Annotated in this window: 15 protein-coding genes; 10 read left to right on the top strand and 5 right to left on the bottom strand. The window is 58.2% G+C overall.

Annotated elements, in window-relative coordinates; genetic code table 11:
• The first annotated feature begins 24 nt into the window (after positions 1-24).
• From rng to tldD, 4 genes are all read left to right on the top strand, one after another.
• Positions 25-1,482, top strand: coding sequence for a ribonuclease G (gene rng, locus BLW11_RS23415; protein ID WP_048360095.1), 1,458 nt, complete (start codon positions 25-27; stop codon positions 1,480-1,482).
• 75 nt (positions 1,483-1,557) lie between these two features.
• Complete coding sequence (locus BLW11_RS23410) at positions 1,558-5,370, top strand: YhdP family protein (protein WP_048360094.1); 3,813 nt, start codon at positions 1,558-1,560, stop codon at positions 5,368-5,370.
• A 9-nt stretch (positions 5,371-5,379) separates the two neighbouring features.
• Positions 5,380-6,207 (top strand): carbon-nitrogen hydrolase family protein, encoded by an 828-nt coding sequence (locus BLW11_RS23405; RefSeq protein ID WP_048360093.1) that lies wholly within the window; start codon positions 5,380-5,382, stop codon positions 6,205-6,207.
• Between the two features lie 105 nt (positions 6,208-6,312).
• Positions 6,313-7,755, top strand: a complete 1,443-nt coding sequence (tldD, locus tag BLW11_RS23400; protein WP_048360092.1) for a metalloprotease TldD — start codon at positions 6,313-6,315, stop codon at positions 7,753-7,755.
• A gap of 47 nt (positions 7,756-7,802) precedes the next feature.
• Here tldD and yjgA read toward each other — a convergent pair whose 3' ends face one another.
• Entirely contained in the window at positions 7,803-8,324 is a 522-nt protein-coding gene (gene yjgA / locus BLW11_RS23395) for a ribosome biogenesis factor YjgA (RefSeq protein ID WP_048360091.1), read from the bottom strand.
• A gap of 107 nt (positions 8,325-8,431) precedes the next feature.
• On the opposite strand from yjgA, the gene pmbA reads away from it, so the two are divergent.
• Positions 8,432-9,778 carry a metalloprotease PmbA gene (gene pmbA, locus BLW11_RS23390; protein WP_048360090.1) on the top strand — a complete coding sequence of 449 codons (1,347 nt, stop codon included), beginning with the start codon at positions 8,432-8,434 and terminating at the stop codon, positions 9,776-9,778.
• 195 nt (positions 9,779-9,973) lie between these two features.
• On the opposite strand, the gene BLW11_RS23385 is transcribed toward pmbA, so the two are convergent.
• The 4 genes from BLW11_RS23385 to BLW11_RS23370 form a co-directional block, all read right to left on the bottom strand.
• Positions 9,974-11,017 (bottom strand): fimbrial protein, encoded by a 1,044-nt coding sequence (locus BLW11_RS23385; RefSeq protein WP_139272586.1) that lies wholly within the window; start codon positions 11,015-11,017, stop codon positions 9,974-9,976.
• A gap of 53 nt (positions 11,018-11,070) precedes the next feature.
• Entirely contained in the window at positions 11,071-13,539 is a 2,469-nt protein-coding gene (locus BLW11_RS23380) for a fimbria/pilus outer membrane usher protein (RefSeq protein WP_277620420.1), read from the bottom strand.
• Positions 13,540-13,743: 204 nt separating this feature from the next.
• Positions 13,744-14,478 carry a fimbrial biogenesis chaperone gene (locus tag BLW11_RS23375; protein WP_048360089.1) on the bottom strand — a complete coding sequence of 245 codons (735 nt, stop codon included), beginning with the start codon at positions 14,476-14,478 and terminating at the stop codon, positions 13,744-13,746.
• A 63-nt stretch (positions 14,479-14,541) separates the two neighbouring features.
• Entirely contained in the window at positions 14,542-15,102 is a 561-nt protein-coding gene (locus tag BLW11_RS23370) for a fimbrial protein (protein WP_048360088.1), read from the bottom strand.
• A 315-nt stretch (positions 15,103-15,417) separates the two neighbouring features.
• Here BLW11_RS23370 and BLW11_RS23365 point away from each other — a divergent pair, with 315 nt between their 5' ends.
• Genes BLW11_RS23365 through BLW11_RS23345 form a run of 5 tightly spaced genes read left to right on the top strand, consistent with a single transcriptional unit; the run spans position 15,418 to position 19,194 of the window.
• The gene (locus BLW11_RS23365; protein ID WP_048360087.1) at positions 15,418-15,813 is read left to right on the top strand and encodes a hypothetical protein; all 396 of its coding nucleotides are present in this window, start codon (positions 15,418-15,420) and stop codon (positions 15,811-15,813) included.
• Positions 15,806-17,182 carry a class II fumarate hydratase gene (locus BLW11_RS23360; RefSeq protein WP_048360086.1) on the top strand — a complete coding sequence of 459 codons (1,377 nt, stop codon included), beginning with the start codon at positions 15,806-15,808 and terminating at the stop codon, positions 17,180-17,182. Before BLW11_RS23365 ends, BLW11_RS23360 begins: the two co-directional genes overlap by 8 nt.
• Before the next feature lie 27 nt (positions 17,183-17,209).
• On the top strand, positions 17,210-17,659 hold the full coding sequence (locus tag BLW11_RS23355; RefSeq protein WP_048360085.1) for a hypothetical protein: 450 nt from the start codon (positions 17,210-17,212) through the stop codon (positions 17,657-17,659).
• A gap of 1 nt (position 17,660) precedes the next feature.
• Positions 17,661-18,272: a superoxide dismutase gene (locus BLW11_RS23350; protein ID WP_048360084.1), complete on the top strand. Its 612-nt coding sequence runs from the start codon at positions 17,661-17,663 to the stop codon at positions 18,270-18,272.
• A gap of 28 nt (positions 18,273-18,300) precedes the next feature.
• Positions 18,301-19,194, top strand: coding sequence for a ZIP family metal transporter (locus tag BLW11_RS23345; RefSeq protein ID WP_048360083.1), 894 nt, complete (start codon positions 18,301-18,303; stop codon positions 19,192-19,194).
• Positions 19,195-19,280 lie beyond the last annotated feature (86 nt).

The raw sequence follows: 19,280 nt of genomic DNA, 5'->3' as shown, positions 1-19,280 counted from the left end.
ATGACGCCTGAACGAGACCCAGCCATGAGTGAAGAGATCCTGATCAACATCACGCCGATGGAATCGCGCGTGGCGGTGGTAGAGAACGGTGTTCTGCAAGAGGTGCATGTCGAACGTACCCAGCGCCGGGGCATTGTGGGCAACATCTACAAAGGCAAAATTGTCAGGGTTTTGCCCGGCATGCAGGCCGCCTTTGTCGATATCGGCCTGGATCGCGCTGCTTTTATTCATGCCTCCGAGATTTCCCTGCGCGAAGGCCAGGCCGTTGAAAGCATCAGTGCGCTGGTGCACGAAGGCCAGAGCCTGGTGGTGCAAGTCACCAAGGACCCGATTGCGTCCAAGGGCGCACGTCTGACGACTCAACTGTCTATTCCTTCGCGCTATCTGGTGTACATGCCGCGCACTGCCCATGTTGGCATTTCGCTGAAGATCGAAGACGAAGCCGAGCGTGAGCGTCTTAAAAAGGTGGTCAGTGATTGTGTGGCCCTGGAAGGCATCCAGGAAGCCGGTGGTTTTATCCTGCGCACGGCGGCCGAAGGTGCCGGCGCGGATGAAATCCTGATGGATATCCGTTACCTGCGTCGTTTGTGGGACCAGATCGGGGCTCAGATCAAAACCGTTGGCGCGCCGACCGTGATCTATGAAGACCTGGGCCTGGCACTGCGCACACTGCGCGATCTGGTCAGCCCCAAGATCGAGAAAATCCGCATTGATTCGCGCGAAACCTTTCAGAGAACCACGCAGTTTGTGGCCGAACTGATGCCAGAAATTGCCGACCGCCTTGAGCATTACCCGGGCGAGCGACCGATTTTTGATTTGTACGGCGTAGAAGACGAGATCCAGAAAGCACTAGACCGAAAAGTGCCACTCAAGTCCGGCGGATACCTGGTGGTGGACCCGGCAGAAGCCATGACCACCATCGACGTCAATACCGGCGCATTTGTGGGCCATCGCAATCTTGAAGAAACCATTTTCAAGACCAACCTCGAAGCGGCCACCGCCATTGCCCGGCAACTGCGCCTGCGCAACTTGGGCGGGATCATCATCATCGACTTCATCGACATGGAAGATGAAGAGCATCAGCGCCAGGTCATTCGCACGCTCGAAAAACAGCTTGAGCGCGATCACGCCAAAACCAACATCATCGGAATCACCGAGTTGGGCCTGGTGCAGATGACCCGCAAACGTACCCGCGAGAGCCTGGAACAGGTGCTGTGCGAGCCGTGCGTGTGCTGCCAGGGGCGGGGCAAGTTGAAAACCCCCGAAACCATCTGCTATGAAATCTTCCGTGAAATCCTGCGCGAGGCCCGGGCTTATCAGGCCACCGGTTATCGGGTACTGGCCAACCAGAAAGTGGTCGATCGCTTGCTGGACGAAGAGTCGGGCAACGTCGCGGAGCTGGAAGGGTTTATCGGGCGCACGATTCGTTTTCAGGTCGAAACCATGTATTCCCAGGAACAATACGACGTGGTGCTGCTCTGAAGTCGCAGGCGCCGTATAGCGTTAAAAAGGGGCTGCACTCAGCCCCTTCGATCATTACTGAAGGGGCCACCTGACATGGAGCGTCTGACACGCTTTTTTGCCGCGCTGACCCGCTGGGGCCTGGGGCTGTGTGCCCTTGTGTTGGTGCTGACGGCGTTGTACGTCAGCCTGGGTCGCGAACTCACGCCCCTGGTTGCTGAATACCGTGTAGAGGTCCAGAGCAAGGCCCGCGAAGCTTTGGGCATGCCCTTGACCATTGGCAGCCTGGAAGGGCGCTGGAGTGGCATGGCGCCGGTGTTGCTGGCCCACGACGTGATGATCGGCGAAGGCAACAGCGCCCTGCGCCTTGATGAAGTGCAGGTGGTGCCCGATGTGTGGGCCAGCCTGCTGAACCGCGATATCCACATCGCCCGCATACAGCTCAATGGCCTGCAACTGAGCTTGCGTCAGGACGAGCACGGCCACTGGACCCTTGAAGGGCTGCCGGTTCAGGACGACCAGCCACTGGACCCTGAACAGCTGCTCAATCAACTGCAACGCGTGGCGCGGTTGTCTGTGCTCGACAGCCAGGTGACCCTCGAACCGTACAAGCAAGCGCCGCTGACCTTTACCTATGTGGGGCTTACGCTCGACGTTGGTCCCTCCGACCAGCGTCTGGATGCGCGACTGACCTTGCCTGATGGCCAGCCAGTAGCGCTGAGCCTGAAAACCCGGGTCCAGGCCAGTCACTGGCGTGACGGCGCGGCTCAGGCCTACGTGAGCCTGCCGCAAAGCGATTGGGCCAAATGGCTGCCCGCCACGCTGATTGCGCCCTGGAAAGCCTCCGAACTGAAGGCGGGCGGCGAGCTCTGGTTCAACTGGGGCCAAGGCTCGGTACAGAGCGCGGTAGCGCGCTTGAATGCGCCAAAACTGAAGGGTTCCTACGCCGACCGCAAACCCGAAACCATCGAGAACCTGGCCCTGCATGCCTGGGCTGAGCGGGGCAAACAGGGTTTCACTGTGGTACTCGATTCATTGGCAATGAATCTGGGCAAGACCCGCTGGGAAACCCGCATGCAACTGCAGCAGTTCGCGGCCACCGACAAGGAGCAGGAGCGCTGGCACTTGCAGGCCGACCGCCTGAATCTGACCCCGATCACTCCGTTGCTCGATTCGCTGGCGCCCTGGCCTGAGGGCCTGGCCAAGGTCGTCGACCAGCTCAAGGTCACGGGTACGCTGCGCAATGTTCTGGCCGATTACCGGCCCTACGCAACGGATGATCAAAAACTCAGCTTCGCGGCCAATCTGGAGCAGGTCGGCTTCAATGCCACCCACGGTGCGCCGGCTGTGCGCAATGTCAGCGGCCTGATCAGCGGCGACCTGGGCAAGGGTGAACTGCGTCTGGACAGCAAGGATTTCATGCTGCACCTGGACCCGATCTTCGCCAAGCCCTGGCAGTACCTGCAAGCCAATGCCTTGCTGACCTGGACCCTGAATAAAGACACCTTCACCCTGATTGCGCCGTACATCAAAGTGCTGGGCGAAGAGGGCAAGATCGCGGCTGACTTCCTGATCCGTATTAACCTCGACCATTCTCAGGAAGACTACATGGACCTGCGGGTCGGCCTGACTGATGGCGACGGTCGCTTCACCCCCAAGTACTTGCCAGAAGTATTGAGCCCGGCACTGACCGAATGGTTGAGCACGGCGATCATCAAGGGCGCGGTAGACGAGGGCTTTTTCCAGTACCAGGGCTCGTTGAGCCACGACGCCGTTGCGGCGGCGCGCAATATCAGCCTGTTCTTCAAAGTGCATGGCGCCGAACTGGCGTTCCAGCCCGGCTGGCCCCATGTGCGCAACGTCTCGGGCGATGTGTTTATTGAAGACAGCGGTGTGCGGATCATGGCCAGCAAGGGGCAGTTGCTCGACACCCAAGTGCGCAACGTCTCCGTCAGCATCCCCCATGTGCCCAGCGGCAAGGTCAGTCACCTGTATCTGGACGGCGACTTCGATGGCGGGCTGGGTGATGGCCTGAAAATCCTTCAGGAAGCGCCGATTGGCACCGCCCAAACCTTTGCCGGCTGGCAGGGTGAGGGTTCGCTCAAGGGCCGCGTCGATCTCAATATTCCGCTGGAAAAGGGCGAAGAGCCGAAAATCCTGGTGGACTTCAATACCGACAAGGCGCGCCTCAAACTCAGCGATCCCGAGCTGGAACTGACCCAGCTCAAGGGCGATTTCCGCTTTGACAGCGCCAAGGGCCTGAGTGGCAAGGGCATCAGTGCCCGAGTATTTGATCGCCCGGTCACCGCGCAGATTTTTGCCGACGGCAAGCCCGGTCGGATAAGCACCCGCGTCGTGGCCAGCGGTCAGGTCGGGGTTAAAAAGCTTACGGACTGGCTCAAGTTCAACCAGCCGATCCCGGTGACGGGGGATCTGCCTTATCAACTTCAGCTCACCCTGGACGGCGCTGACAGTCAGCTGCGGGTCAGCTCCAGCCTCAAGGGCGCGGTGGTTGACCTGCCCGCGCCCTTTGGCCTGGCGGCCAATGAGAGCCGCGCCAGTGTGTTCCGCATGACCCTGCAAGGGGCTGAGCGGCGTTACTGGTTTGACTACGGCGACCTGGCCAACCTGACCTTCGCGGCCCCTGACGGCAAATTCGAAGACGGGCGCGGCGAGCTGTTCCTTGGCGATGGTGACCCCGTACTGCCGGCCAGCAAGGGCTTGCGTATCCGTGGCGTACTCTCGGAGCTGGACGTTGCCCCGTGGCAGGCGCTGGTCGAGCGTTATGCCGGTAATGACCCGGGTGGCAGTGCCAAGCAAATGCTCAACAGTGCCGATTTCAAAGTCGGTAAGTTGATTGCCTTCGGCACCCAGCTGGATCAGGTTCGCTTGATCATGAAGCGCCACGCGGCCGCCTGGGCGCTGCAAATCGACAGCAAGCAGGCTATCGGTGCGGTGACCTTGCCGGATGCCAAAAACGCTCCGATTGTGGTCACGATGCAAAGCATTCGACTGCCCGCGCCCGACCCCAAGGTCGTGGCCGACGAAAATGCGCCGGACCCATTGGCCGCGGTTGATCCGCGTAAAATCCCTGCGCTGGACGTCACCATTCGCCAGCTCTATCAAGGGCCGGACCTGCTCGGCGCCTGGTCACTCAAAGTGCGACCCACCAGCCGGGGCATCACCCTGAGCAGTTTGAATCTGGGGCTCAAGGGCATGCTGCTCGAAGGCTCGGGTGGCTGGGAAGGCGTCGCGGGCAACAGCAAGAGCTGGTATCAGGGCCGCCTGGGTGGCGGTAATCTGGCCGATGTACTGAAGAACTGGGGCTTTGCCCCCAGCGTGACCAGCCAGAACTTCCACGTGGACATTGATGGTAACTGGCCGGGCTCTCCAGCCTGGATCGGCCTCAAGCGATTCTCCGGCACTCTGGACTCCTCGTTCAATAAAGGTCAGTTTGTGGAGGTCGATGGCAGCGCCCAGGTGCTGCGCATTTTTGGCCTGCTGAACTTCAATGCCATTGGCCGGCGTTTGCGCCTGGACTTCTCGGATCTGTTCGGCAAGGGGCTGAGCTATGACCGGGTCAAGGGCGTGCTCAATGCCAGCAGTGGCGTATACAGCACGAGCAAGCCGATCCTGATGACCGGGCCGTCCACCAACCTTGAGCTGAACGGCACGTTGAACATGATTTCGGACCAGGTCAACGCCAAGCTGCTGGTGACCTTGCCGGTGACCAACAACCTGCCCCTTGCCGCGTTGTTGGTGGGTGGGCCGGCGGCAGGCGGGGCGATGTTTTTGCTCAACAAGCTGATCGGTGACCAGGTATCCCGTTTTGCCAGCGTGCAATACAGCATTCAAGGCCCCTGGAACGACCCGAAGATCACCTTCGACAAGCCTTTTGAGAAAAACTAGGAGCGCGCCATGTCACTCGCAGTGATTCAAATGGTCAGCCAGAGCGATATTCCGGCCAACCTGGATCAGGCTCGGCGCCTGCTGGAGGAGGCTGCACGCGGTGGTGCGCAACTGGCCGTGTTACCCGAAAATTTCGCGGCCATGGGCCGTCGCGATATTGCCGATATCGGCCGCGCCGAGGCATTGGGCGAAGGTCCAATCCTGCCATGGTTGAAACAGACCGCTCGCGACCTCAACTTATGGGTAGTTGCAGGGACTTTACCCCTGCCACCCGAGGGTCGGCCTGAGGGCAAGGTTAATGCCTGCTCGCTGCTGATCAACGCCGACGGCGAGCCAGTGGCCCGTTACGACAAACTGCATTTATTCGACGTGGATGTGTCAGACAATCGTGGCCGCTATCGTGAGTCCGATGACTATGCTCATGGTAAACGCGTGGTGGTAGTGGATACCCCGGTTGGCAAGTTGGGCCTGACCGTCTGTTATGACCTGCGCTTCCCGGAGTTGTACAGTGAGCTTCGAGCCGCTGGCGCTGAACTGATTACTGCGCCGTCGGCATTCACTGCCGTAACCGGAGCTGCGCATTGGGACATTCTGATCCGTGCCCGTGCCATTGAAACCCAGTGCTACGTGCTTGCAGCGGCCCAGGGTGGCGTTCATCCGGGCCCGCGCGAGACCTACGGGCATGCTGCCATTATCGACCCCTGGGGGCGGGTGCTTGCCGAGCAGGCGCAAGGCGAGGGCGTATTACTGGCCCGCCGCGATGCTGGCGAACAAGCTGATATCAGGGCGCGCATGCCGGTGGTGAACCATCGACGGTTCAACACCCATTTGATTTAGGTTGGAGCGGGTTTACCTGCTCCCACAGATCCAGGCAGGACTAATTTTCAGGTCCGTGTATTCAGCACTCAAAGATGCTGAAGCAGGGGCCAAGACGGAGTGAATATGAGCGAGTTGTTGACCTCAGTCAGCGAACACCTGTTGGCACCGGGCGGTGTCACCATCGAAAGCCTGCAATCGGTACTGGGCGACCTCGCCGGGCCGGGCATTGATGCTGCGGACCTGTACTTTCAGGGCCAGATTTCCGAGTCCTGGGCACTGGAAGACGGCATCGTCAAAGAAGGCAGTTTCAATCTCGATCAAGGCGTAGGCGTACGCGCTCAGTCTGGCGAGAAGACCGGCTTTGCTTACAGCAATGCAATTACCCTGGAAGCGCTGGGCCTGGCGGCACGGGCTGCGCGCTCCATCTCCCGCGCCGGGCAAAACGGTACGGTGCAGGCGTTCACCACCCAGGACGTGGCTCAGCTGTACGGCTCGGACAACCCGCTGGAAGTCATCAGCCGCGCCGAAAAAGTCGAGCTGCTCAAGCGCGTCGACGCTGCGACCCGTGCGCTCGACCCGCGTATTCAGCAGGTGACCGTGAGCATGGCCGGGGTCTGGGAACGGATCCTGGTGGCATCCACTGACGGTGGCCTGGCGGCCGATGTGCGGCCTTTGGTGCGCTTCAATGTCAGCGTCATCGTCGAGCAGAATGGCCGTCGCGAGCGCGGCGGGCATGGCGGCGGCGGTCGTACCGACTACCGTTATTTCCTCGCTGAAGACCGCGCCATGGGGTATGCCCGTGAGGCGCTGCGTCAGGCGCTGGTCAACCTTGAAGCCGTGCCGGCACCGGCGGGCACCTTCCCTGTGGTTCTGGGTTCCGGTTGGTCCGGTGTGTTGCTGCACGAAGCCGTGGGCCACGGCCTGGAAGGCGACTTCAACCGCAAGGGCAGTTCAGCCTACAGCGGGCGCATGGGTGAAATGGTTGCCTCCAAGCTGTGCACCATCGTCGATGACGGCACACTGGCCGGCCGTCGTGGCTCGCTCAGCGTGGATGACGAAGGCACCCCGACCGAGTGCACCACGCTGATCGAAAACGGCGTGCTCAAGGGCTACATGCAAGACAAGCTCAACGCCCGCCTGATGGGCGTGGCCCGCACCGGCAACGGCCGTCGCGAGTCGTACGCGCATCTGCCGATGCCGCGCATGACCAACACTTACATGTTGGGCGGTGAAAGCGATCCGGCCGAAATTATTGCCTCGGTGAAAAAGGGCATCTACTGCGCCAATCTGGGCGGTGGTCAGGTGGATATCACCAGCGGCAAGTTTGTGTTCTCCACCAGCGAAGCGTATTTGATCGAAGACGGCAAAATCACTCGCCCAGTCAAAGGCGCGACCCTGATTGGCAACGGGCCGGAAGCGATGAGCAAGGTATCGATGGTCGGTAACGACCTGTCGCTGGACAGCGGCGTGGGCACGTGTGGCAAGGATGGGCAGTCGGTGCCGGTAGGCGTTGGGCAGCCAACCTTGAAGATTGACGCGATTACAGTAGGCGGTACGGGCGGTTGATGGAAGTTGCCGGGAAGGCTGCAAGGCAACCTTCCTGGCTACGAGGCTTAACGCAGACCGCGTTGAGTCTCGTCCAACCCACGGATGTACTTGAACAATTTGCGGCTTGAGGCCGGTGCCTTGTTCTGAGCCAGCTCGTGTTTGGCCTGACGTATGACCGAACGCATTTGCTGGCGATCGGCGTCAGGGAACTCGGCGACAAACTTTTCCAGTACAGCGTCATCACCTTCGATCAGGCGATCACGCCAGCGCTCGAGGTTGTGGAAACGTTCGTTGTACTGGCGAGAAGAGGCATCGACTTGATCGATCAAAGCAAGAATTTCGTCAAGCGGTTGATCGCGCATCAGTTTGCCGATGAACATCATATGGCGCTTGCGCGCAATATTGGCCGTGTGTTTTGGAGCATCTGCCAGAGCCTTTCGCATTGCGTCAGTCAGGGGCATTTTGTTCAGCAAGTCAGGCTTGAGTGTCGTGAGACGCTCGCCCAGATCAACCAGAGCATGAAGCTCGCGTTTGACCTGCGATTTGCTTTTTTCGCCGTCGAAGGCGTCGTCGTAAGAATCAACCATGGTGGCAGTCCGCAAAGAAACGCCGCCATGATAACCAGTCGGGGGCCGCTTGTCCGGCCCGGTCGCTCGGCGGCCCTGCCGAAAACAGAATTTGAGTGGAGAAAACCATGAGTGCAGTACAAAGCGTCGGCCCGCAGGCCTTGCCGGCACTGCAGGAGCAGGTCGAACACATCATCGCCGAAGCCAGGCGCCAGGGCGCCAGCGCCTGCGAGGTGGCCGTGTCGCTGGAGCAGGGGTTGTCGACCTCGGTGCGCCAGCGTGAAGTCGAAACCGTTGAGTTCAACCGCGATCAAGGTTTTGGGATCACCCTCTACGTAGGTCAGCGAAAAGGCTCGGCCAGCACCTCGGCCACCGGCCCTGATGCCATCCGCGAAACCGTCGCGGCAGCCTTGGCGATTGCCAAGCACACTTCCGAAGACGAGAGCTCGGGTCTGGCGGATGCCAGCCTGATGGCCCGTGACCTGCAAGACTTCGACGTGTTCCACACCTGGGACATTACCCCCGAGCAGGCCATCGAAAAGGCGCTGGCGTGTGAAGCGGCGGCGTTCGAGGCAGACAGCCGGATCAAAAATGCCGATGGCACGACCTTGAGCACCCATCAGGGTTGCCGTGTGTACGGCAACAGCAACGGCTTCATTGGCGGCTCGGCTTCGACCCGTCACAGCCTCAGTTGCGTGATGATTGCCGAAGGCGACGGCCAGATGCAGCGCGACTACTGGTATGACGTCAACTGCCAGGGCGAATTGTTGATGGACGCTGCAACCATCGGCCAGCGCGCCGCCGAGCGCGCCGCTCGCCGCCTGGGCTCGCGTCCGGTGCCAACCTGCGAAGTGCCGGTGCTGTTTTCGGCCGAGTTGGCCGGTGGTCTGTTTGGCAGCTTCCTGGGCGCGATCTCGGGTGGCAACCTGTATCGCAAGTCTTCTTTCCTGCTGGATGCAATGGGCCAGCAGATCTTCCCAGAGTGGCTGACCCTGGATGAGCGTCCGCACCTGATGCGCGCCATGGGCAGCTCGTCGTTTGATAACGATGGCCTGGCCACTTACGCCAAACCGTTCATCAAGGACGGCGAGTTGGTGTCCTACATCCTCAGCACCTATTCCGGCCGCAAGCTGGGTATGCCGAGCACAGCCAACGCAGGCGGCGTACACAACCTGTTTGTGACCCACGGTGATGAAGATCAGGCGGCGCTGATTCGCCGCATGGGCCGCGGCCTGTTCGTCACTGAACTGATGGGCAGTGGCCTGAACATGGTTACGGGCGACTATTCCCGTGGCGCGGCCGGTTTCTGGGTCGAGAATGGCGAGATTCAATTCCCGGTTCAGGAAGTGACCATTGCCGGCAACATGCGCGACATGTTCAAGCAGATCGTGGCCGTGGGCAACGACCTGGAACTGCGCAGCAACATCCGAACCGGCTCGGTGCTGATTGAACGCATGATGGTGGCGGGTAGCTAATAAGCGGGGCTGTGTGTGGACAGCCTGCGATCTCGGACTTCAACGGTGGGAGCGAGCCTGCTCGCGAATGACCTTCGCGAGCAGGCTCGCTCCCACCGTTGAAGTCGTTCTTCAAAACCAAATTGGAAAGCCGTTGCACCCTTGTACGCAGCCTTCGTTCCTCGTCAGCGGTACAGGGCTTGCTGCATCCGCAGGCTAGTCATAATTAAGCGTGTAAGTGACCCCGGAGTTTGCCGTGCCGCCTTTAATGGGGCCGGGGAGCCTTACATAGTTCACCGAGAGCGGGATTGAATAACTGCCCACGCCCGCCGCGCCATCAAGCCACTGTCCTGGGTTGCCCGTGCCAGACAAGTCCGGGCCGAAGCTGACAGCGCCAAATTTGTTGTGGACTTCGAGGGCAATGCCTTGTGCCCCGGAGTTTGGCGACAGATTTAACTGTGTTGAAGCGTTCGCCGGACTGTTGGCGTCGGTGAGCGTTACATGTACATCTCTCGTTCCAGAACCTCCCGTACAGTTCAGATCGATACTGAAATTTTGAGGTGTTGTTCGGCCACTTTGATTGAAATCTGAAATGTTAACCTCACCCAAATTGACATTGAGAATTGGGGTGTTTGCTACGCAAGTTGGCCTTAGTATGGTCACTGTTATGGGTTGTGCTAATGTAATGTTCAAAAAGTTAGTGTAGTCGTGATTGCGGATAGTACCTCTCATGGCTATATGGGTGGGAAGTATTTTGCCGCCTGTGAGTATTTCGCCTGTTTTGAAGAGGGCTATTTCGTTAGATATAAATGATTCTATTGTGTAAGTATCGCTGAGGGTGGTGAAGAGATGAGGTGCTTTCCCTGAGAAGAGGTTTGTCGATATATAAAAGCCCATCCCGATTCCAGGAATACCGCTCTCATAAACATTGTAATCAGGGGTCGTGAATACCAGTGGGTAATCAGAGTTTATTTCGAGCTCGGAGCCAGTCGCGTCACATGTAATTATTGTATCCGTTAACGAGCCGTTAAGTTTGATCAACGCTAAAAAACTACCCACAGGAGCCGATCCGTCAACTTGCACTATCCAAGAATCTGTGTTGTCCATCAATCGATCAATTGCACCTTCGACAGTGCAGCTAGCCAATGCCGCATAACTAAAAAAACTCCCGCCCATAACGACGAGCGTCATGATGATTTTTTTTGCTGTTTTAGCCGGGCAATAAAATTTACGAGGTGCTCGATATGTAATAGTGTTCATTATGTTCCCCGCTCTAAATATATTAAAAGTTTGTGCTGTGACCCGTAAATTAATTATCGGCACACCAACTTCATCTGGTCATAACCTTGGGTACTGCTGCGTTCCGGCAATGCATAACCCGCCTCACACGCCAGCGCACCCGACTTGATGTTCAATGTGCCTTTGTCCGACTCGACCAGTACCAGCGCCTGGCCGCTTGGATCGGCGATGGCCAATAGCGTGCCTTCGGCGTTTTCTACGCGGGTGCCAAAGGGCATTGGCGTGCCATCGGCCTTGACCAGCTCGAACTGCACCCGGCGACCCTGCTTTATGTTGAACCGTGCCACCGTCACCGAACCCCGGCGCGGAATGACTTGTTGGGTCGGGTTGTCGATTTCAATATCAGCGCCCAACTGGCTGGAGTCCAGGTTGATCCAGTTGGTGCGGTAGGGTTGCGAGTTTGGCACCACGGCATAGCCATTGGCGCCCGTGGTGACCCCGGCGTTGTTACCCACCGGGATCCCGGCCGCGCCCGGGACTTCTACCAGGGTAAAATTCTCGCCCACGGTTTGACCGAAGTTGATCCCTCCAGCATGCACCACGATGGAGCCGACCGCTGCGCCGTTGAGGGATTTGAAGGTGTCACCCTGGGCGTACCCAGCACTCACTTGGGCCACGGGGGTGGTGCCGTTGAGATTGCCGCTGAAGGTTTTGCCGCCCAGGCTTTCGTGACCCGCATTCACCGAATAGAACAAGTCGTCACGGCCCATGACCGAGCCATTGGCACCGGTTTGCAGGCTATGGGCACCATTGTTGTCAGTCGCCAGCGTGCTGCTGACCCGGGTAGGTCGGCTGCTGCTGCCCAGCGGGAACGACAGCGACAGCGAAACCCGTGTGCCTGCCGATTTTGCCCGGGAGGCGTCAGGCCTCAGTGTTTGCGTGGCATTCAGTTTGTAGGTCATAGCCCCCCAATTGCCGCCATACCCCAGGGAGAACTGCCGTGTTTTGCCTGGCAGGTTCCAATAGCGCTGCTCGCCCATTCTCAGGTAAAGCGCACCGTATTTGCGCCCGCCCAGACTCTGGTTGAGGGTGAGGTCAAAACGCGATTTGGCACGGCCACCACGGCGGTGCGGGTCATTGAAGTCCATATCGCTGACGTGTTCGTTCAAGGTGCGATAGCCCTCGGTCGAGTAGCGATAGCTGGCCAGGCTGAAGGTGGTGTCGGTACTGGCAAGGGTTTTGGAGTACAGCAGGCGTGCACTCTGGCCCTTGCTGCGTTGACCGGCAGCGTTGGTGCTGGTGGATTGGGTGACATCCGCCGAGAACGCACCGATGGCCGTGTTCTGCGAGGCGCCCAGATTGATGGCGCTGAAATCTTGGGCCCATTGCACGCCGCCGAACAGGGTGGTGTTATCGGCCGCACCATACGCCAGCCCGGCGATGCCAACCATAGGGGCAACCCCGTAGTAGCCATTGCTGTCGTATTGCCCCATGGCCAGGTTGTAGCGAAACGTCCCGCGACGCACCATTTGCGGCAAGGACGCGAATGCCTGGGTGGTCACCCGGCGGCGGCCGTCTGCCTCGATCACGGTAATTTCAAGATCGCCGTTGGAGCCGTTGGGGTAGATGTCGTCAATCACAAAGGGCCCGGGAGCCACGGTGGTGCTGTACAGCAAGTAGTTGTTCTGGCGCACCTCGATGGTCGCATTCGTTTCGGCATCACCCCGGATGGTGGGGGCATAACCGCGCAGGCTGTCTGGGAGCATGGAGTCATCGGATGCCAGGGTCAGGCCCTTGATACGAACGCTGTCGAAGACTTGGGAGCTGGTGAAAGTCTGGCCCAGGGTCAATTGGCTTTTCAGTAAGGTGATATCGCGCTGAGCAAAGGTGCGGTTGCTGGTCAGCGTGACGCCACTGGCTTCAGTGCTGCTGATGTTTGAATCATTGCGCAGGCGCCATGGCCCCAGGTTGATGCCGTTATTGAGGCCCACCGAGTAGCTGTCGTTGTTGCCTGCCCGGGTGGTATTTCGACGACCTGTGATGTTGTAGTTGGCGAATGCAGCCGGGACGCCTGCATCCCACAGGGCCGGGTCTACATAGCCCCGTGCGCTGCGCAGCATGGAGGCTTGCGGCACTCCAATACTGAGGTGTTGGCGACTGGCGTCGTATTCGACGCTGCTTTGCTCAATCAGGCTGACCAGGTCGTAGCAGAGCTCGGCCCCGGTTTCATCCAGCTTGCCGGCGTTTCGAAGCGGCTTGAGGTCCAGTCCAAGTGATTCGAAAATAGGGATTGTCAAACAGGCTTCAACTTTACCGGTTGTTTCCTGTTTGGTAAAACTGACATCCTGACGCCCAACCAACGAGCGGTTTATATAAATATCGACCCGGTAAGTACCTGCTACCACAGTGCTGCCTTGCAGGAAGTCATTGAGGTCGACACCTTGTCCGCCATTTTGCAAAAAGTGGGTGCTGAATGTTGATTTTTTGAAGGTTTCATCAGTACTGGCAAAAGTGACTGTCGAAGAAAAAACAACTGTGCCCAACGCGATATAACGAAAAAGTACGCTGACTTGAGTGGGGGCGCCGACACTTTTAGGTCGTGATGGTCGATGAAAAAAAGTGCAATTTTTTAATGCAGTTGAAACAATCATGTAACGCCTCGGCACTGGTCTATCCCATATGCAGGTCGATGCAGTAAACCGGTGAAGTGTTATAACTTCACTGCTGTGAAAGTTGTAATACAGTGTTTAGGGTTTTAGAGGCGTCAGGTGTGTTGGTGTTGAGCTTAAGGGTGTGCTGTACAAGTTTTTTGCCCCAAAGTCATCAATGCTTCCACTCGTGAGTGTCATGGAGCTTGTACGGGAGATTCCCGGAAAATTGAGGTGTTTGGTGTCACCCGGCGCAAGCATGAAGTTACTGACAGGAGCGCTGGTATAATCGTCAGCCTTGATTTGAATATCGGTCAGCGTCACGTGATAGGCTGTGGGGTTTCTAATCACCAGATTGCTGCCTTCAATTGCCCAGGTTACAGCTTCAGGTGCCTCTTTCGCAGTGCCAGGTAATCCGGTTGGGCGATAGAAAAACTTGATGCGTTGACGCACAGCAAGTTGAAGTATGTTTTCGCCTTCAGCGGCTTTTGGAATTTCCTGAACATTCAGCCAAAACACCGATTCTTTATCGGTAGGTACGCCAGTCCCTTTGAACAGTACTCGCAGGATCTGCCTGCTTTGGCCGGCCATATGGGCCAACGGCGGGGTCACGGCAAACGGGATGGACGCTGAGGTGGTGCCCGGTCTGTCGCTGTCCAGCCAGGATTGAACCAGCCTTTCGTCGGTGCCCAGATTGCGGACGGTGACGCTGGCTTCTTTTTTGTTTCCTTCAAATACAACTCGGGTTGAACTGAGCGTAATTGCAGCCTGTGCCTGGCTGCACATAAACAGGATAAATAAAACGGCTACCTTGTTTAAAGGTGGAAGCAACATGTAGAGAGTCTCACTGAATGTGCAAAAGTTAAGGGAAGACACAGGCCTCCCCTTATCGGCTGCTTAGTCGTAAATGAAAGTAAAAGGCATGCTCGCATTCGCAACACCGGCGGTCAGTGGTGTACCGTTTTTGATATATGCAGCGCGAAGATCAAGTTTTGCAGTGGCTGCCCCCGTGCCATCAACTGTAAGTGCTGTAGTTAAACGATCGCCTGCACCAAGATTCAAAATCGTATCAGTGCCATCCAACAGTGCAATGCCGACGCCAGTTGCACCACCGGTATCGATCTTAAGCAGGCGCGTGTCATTAGCATCAAGGCCAGAACCGCTAACCGGGTCGAAGGACATGTGCGCATTGGACAGGTCGGTGGCGCCCGTGCAGTTAATGTCCAGTTTAAGCTGGGTGGTAGTCGACGCTTGACCCGTAGAGCCATCTTCAAGGTCGGCGATGGATACAATACCCATTGGGACGTTAATGTTGTTGGTCGTGCTGCCGGGAGCAGTGGCGGAGCACGTTGCTGCCGTCAGGCTACCGGTAAAGTTTATGTCACCTGTTTTAGCTTGAGACAACTGCGTAAATAACGTGGCGGCAATAACGCTGGAGACAAAAATAAGCTTTTTCATATGTAACCTTTGAAGTAGCGGGAAGTCGCGGTAGAGAGCGGATGAATATGCGGTGAATGGTAGGTTCATGGCTGGAGATGGGATGCGAGATGTGCCTTATTGATTAGTAAGATCTACCCTTGGATTGATATGAAGGCGGTAGTGGAAAAGTGAGATAAAGCCATAAACTTTGTAATGTTTTTCCGACTCAAAAAAGTCCGCGCTCAATAATCGCGGCCTGACGGGGCTCGGGGGCAGGGCTCTGCACATTCCGCGGGCTTGTTTTGATAATCAATATCGCCTAATAATGAATCTCATTATCGAGTGGGCGTGATTATGAGTGCTGCCTTGCGTGAAGGGCCGTATCTAGAAAGCTGGCGCTGGATGAGCCGCCAGATCCGCTGCGGGCTGGCGCCGGACGAACCGCGCCTGATCGAGCATTACCTGGCAGAAGGCCGCTACCTTGCGGGCTGTACGCCAACCTCTCCCTGGATGATTGCCGTGACCACCTTCCGGCTGCTGCTGGACACCGCAACCGACACCGCGCTGCCCTGGCAGTGGCGCAGCCTGTGTCTTGACCATGCGTGGCGCCCGCTGCGCGATCTCGAAGCTCAAGCGTTGTGTACTTGCCGGCTCAAGCGTTGGCAAAGCTTTGCCTGGCAGTTGGCCACCTGTGAGCTCGAACCTTCAATTTCTTTAACAGAACTGGTGCAAGGATTTCCCGATGAGTAACACTCGTATCGAACGCGACAGCATGGGTGAGTTACGCGTACCTGAGGCCGCGCTGTATGGCGCACAAACCCAGCGTGCGGTCGACAACTTCCCCATCAGCCATCAACGCATGCCGGCACAGTTTATCCGTGCCCTGATCCTGGCCAAGGCCGCCGCTGCCCAGGCCAACGTTGAGCTCAAACAGATCAGTGCTCCCCAAGGCGAAGCCATTGTCGAAGCCGCGCAGATCCTGCTGACCGGCGATTTCATGGAGCACTTCCCGGTGGATATTTTCCAGACCGGCTCGGGCACCAGTTCCAACATGAATGCCAATGAAGTGATCGCGACGCTGGCCACGCGTTTGCTGGGCGAGCAGGTCAACCCCAATGATCACGTCAATTGCGGGCAAAGCAGCAACGACATCATCCCGACCACCATCCATGTCAGCGCCGCCCTGGGGCTGCATGAGCAACTGCTCCCCGCGCTGACCCATCTGGTGGAGGTCATCGAGCGCAAGGCGGTTGAAGCTCATGTGCATGTCAAAACCGGCCGCACGCACTTGATGGACGCCATGCCCGTACGCATGAGCCAGGTACTTAATGGTTGGGCGCAGCAGCTCAAGGCCAATATCGAACACCTGCACAACCTTCAGCCTGCGCTGCAATCGCTGGCTCAGGGTGGCACGGCGGTAGGGACCGGGATTAACGCGCACCCACAGTTCGCCGGGTTGTTCAGCCAGCAGCTCAGCGAGCTGACACAGGTGAAGTTCACGCCGGGCAAGGACCTGTTCGCGTTGATCGGTTCGCAGGACACTGCGGTTTCTGTGTCGGGGCAACTCAAGGCAACGGCCGTGTCGTTGATGAAAATCGCCAACGATCTGCGCTGGATGAACTCCGGCCCCTTGGCCGGTCTGGGTGAGATCGAACTGGAGGCCTTGCAGCCGGGGTCTTCGATCATGCCGGGCAAGGTCAACCCGGTGATCCCGGAAGCCACGGCGATGGTGGCGGCGCAGGTCATCGGCAATGACACGGTGATCACTGTGGCGGGTCAGTCCGGCAACTTTGAACTGAACGTGATGCTGCCGGTGATTGCCCAGAACCTGCTGAGCAGCATTGAACTGCTGGCCAATTCCAGCCGCCTGCTGGCGGACAAGGCCATTGCCAGCTTCAAGGTTAACGAAGCGAAGCTCAAGGAAGCGTTGTCGCGTAACCCGATTCTGGTGACGGCGCTGAATCCTATCATCGGTTATCAAAAAGCCGCCGAAATCGCCAAGACCGCTTATCAACAAGGTCGCCCGGTGATCGACGTTGCCCTCGAATACACCGATCTGCCGCGCAGCCAGCTTGAGGTCTTGCTCGACCCCGAGAAGCTGACAGCCGGCGGCGTTTAATGCTCTGACACTGCTTTGGAGGCTCACATGGAACACTGGAAACGCACGATCGAAAGAGCCAATCGCTGTTTCGCCGAGGGCGAGCTGGTCGATGCGCGAGAGCATTACTTGCAGGCGCTTGCGCTGGCTCAAGTGCTGTTCGAGCGCTGGAGTGATGCTGACGAAGCAGTGGCAGCCTGCGTCATTTCGCACCACAACCTGGCGGACCTGCACTTGCGTCTTAACCAGCCGGAGGAAAGCGTCGAGTACCTCTGCGCGATCCATCAGCGCTTATTGCAAACCATGCAGAACGCCCGTCTGTCGTCAGCGCTGCGTGAAGCAGCGTTGCGTCAGAGCAGTAAAACCTATGTCGAGCTTTTGAATTTCATCAGTGAGCACGGCGAATACCCGCGCTCCAATCTTTTGCTCAAAAGCAATGTGGCTCAGACCAGCCATGAGTTTTCGACAGTTAGCGGCCATCACTTAGGAGCACATTGATATGACTTTTGCCTTGCCAGCCCTGCCTTATGCCTACGACGCGCTTGAGCCGCATATTGATGCGCAGACCATGGAGATCCATTACACCAAGCATCATCAGACCTACATCAACAACCTGAATGCGGCGGTCGATGGCACGGAATGGGCGCAATGGCCGGTGGAAAAACTGGTGGCCAGTGTTCATCAGTTGCCTGAAAAGCTGCGTGCTGCGGTGATCAACCAGGGCGGCGGGCATGCCAATCACTCGCTGTTTTGGGAAGTCATGAGCCCGGCAGGCGGGGGCAAGCCGGAAGGTGCGCTGGCCAAGGCGGTTGATGAGCAGTTGGGTGGGCTGGAGACCTTCAAGGAGAACTTCACGAAGGCCGCCCTGACCCGGTTTGGCAGTGGCTGGGCATGGTTGAGCGTGACCCCGCAAAAAACGCTGGTGGTAGAAAGCAGTGGCAACCAGGACAGCCCGCTGATGAATGGCAATACACCGATCTTGGGGTTGGACGTGTGGGAGCACGCCTATTACCTGCGTTATCAGAACCGCCGTCCGGAATACATCAATGCGTTTTACAACGTGATCAATTGGCCAGAAGTTGCGCGTCGTTACCACGCGGCAACGGCCTGAGCCCACAAATAAGGATTCAGGCGGGATTATGGGCACGCAACTATTGGCGGTCGGCGGCGTGAGGATGTTTCGCTATGCCCTGGGCACGCTTTTGCTGTTGGCGGGCACGGCGTTGCTGGTGTCCAAGGGGTTGGTCTGGCTGGACCTTGAGCCGCGAATGTTGCGGGCACTGCAGGGTGGGGCGCTCTGTGCGCTGGGTACTGCATTGGGCGCGGTGCCGGTGCTGGTGATCCGCAATATGCCGGTGGCCGTCAGCGATACCTTGCTGGGCTTTGGCGCCGGGGTGATGCTGGCGGCTACCGCCTTTTCGCTGATCGTGCCGGGTATTGCCGCGGCTCAGGGCCTGGGGTTGTCACCCTGGGCCTCCAGTGGTCTGGTCAGTGCGGGTATCATGCTGGGCGCATTTTGCCTGTACCTGGTGGATCGCAAGGTCTCGGGGGGAGGGCCGGAAATACTCGTCAGTCGTCCTGGTGAGCCAGTCATCGCTCCGCGTATCTGGCTGTTTGTGATTGCGATTGTGGCGCACAACATTCCCGAAGGCATGGCGGTCGGAGTGTCGGCGGGTGGCGGTATGCCCGATGCGGATAGTCTGGCGATGGGGATTGCGTTGCAGGATGTTCCGGAGGGGCTTGTGATTGCACTGGTTCTGGCGGGGGCAGGGATGTCGCGGGTCAGAGCCTTCTTGATTGGAGCGGCCTCCGGTCTGGTCGAGCCGGTGTTTGCGGTGCTATGCGCTTGGCTGGTGAACCTTGCCGAAGTGTTGTTGCCGTTGGGGTTGGCCTTGGCGGCAGGTGCGATGTTGCTGGTGGTGACGCAGGAGGTGATCCCCGAGTCGCGGCGCAATGGTCACGACAAGCTGGCGAGCCTGGGGTTGTGCGTCGGTTTTTGCCTGATGATGGTGATGGACACAGCGTTGGGTTGAGGTAGGGAGCGCTGAACCTGTAGCCGCTGCCGAAGGCTGCGATCGCTCGCGCTCTTGATACTGATAAAGGTCCTGCGGACCTTATC

This window comes from Pseudomonas deceptionensis, assembly GCF_900106095.1.
GTDB classification, from domain to species: domain Bacteria; phylum Pseudomonadota; class Gammaproteobacteria; order Pseudomonadales; family Pseudomonadaceae; genus Aquipseudomonas; species Aquipseudomonas deceptionensis.
Note: the sequence above shows the minus strand (reverse complement) of the source record. Positions and strands in the feature narration are given on the sequence as shown.

Excerpts from the sequence above, each read along its gene's own strand:
- tldD (WP_048360092.1), top strand. The coding sequence starts at position 6,313 with ATGAGCGAGTTGTTGACCTCAGTCAGCGAACACCTGTTGGCACCGGGC.
- BLW11_RS23375 (WP_048360089.1), bottom strand. The coding sequence starts at position 14,478 with ATGTTGCTTCCACCTTTAAACAAGGTAGCCGTTTTATTTATCCTGTTT.
- BLW11_RS23355 (WP_048360085.1), top strand. The coding sequence starts at position 17,210 with ATGGAACACTGGAAACGCACGATCGAAAGAGCCAATCGCTGTTTCGCC.
- BLW11_RS23345 (WP_048360083.1), top strand. The coding sequence starts at position 18,301 with ATGGGCACGCAACTATTGGCGGTCGGCGGCGTGAGGATGTTTCGCTAT.
- BLW11_RS23410 (WP_048360094.1), top strand. The coding sequence starts at position 1,558 with ATGGAGCGTCTGACACGCTTTTTTGCCGCGCTGACCCGCTGGGGCCTG.
- BLW11_RS23365 (WP_048360087.1), top strand. The coding sequence starts at position 15,418 with ATGAGTGCTGCCTTGCGTGAAGGGCCGTATCTAGAAAGCTGGCGCTGG.
- BLW11_RS23385 (WP_139272586.1), bottom strand. The coding sequence starts at position 11,017 with ATGAACACTATTACATATCGAGCACCTCGTAAATTTTATTGCCCGGCT.
- yjgA (WP_048360091.1), bottom strand. The coding sequence starts at position 8,324 with ATGGTTGATTCTTACGACGACGCCTTCGACGGCGAAAAAAGCAAATCG.
- BLW11_RS23350 (WP_048360084.1), top strand. The coding sequence starts at position 17,661 with ATGACTTTTGCCTTGCCAGCCCTGCCTTATGCCTACGACGCGCTTGAG.
- BLW11_RS23370 (WP_048360088.1), bottom strand. The coding sequence starts at position 15,102 with ATGAAAAAGCTTATTTTTGTCTCCAGCGTTATTGCCGCCACGTTATTT.
- pmbA (WP_048360090.1), top strand. The coding sequence starts at position 8,432 with ATGAGTGCAGTACAAAGCGTCGGCCCGCAGGCCTTGCCGGCACTGCAG.
- BLW11_RS23360 (WP_048360086.1), top strand. The coding sequence starts at position 15,806 with ATGAGTAACACTCGTATCGAACGCGACAGCATGGGTGAGTTACGCGTA.
- rng (WP_048360095.1), top strand. The coding sequence starts at position 25 with ATGAGTGAAGAGATCCTGATCAACATCACGCCGATGGAATCGCGCGTG.
- BLW11_RS23405 (WP_048360093.1), top strand. The coding sequence starts at position 5,380 with ATGTCACTCGCAGTGATTCAAATGGTCAGCCAGAGCGATATTCCGGCC.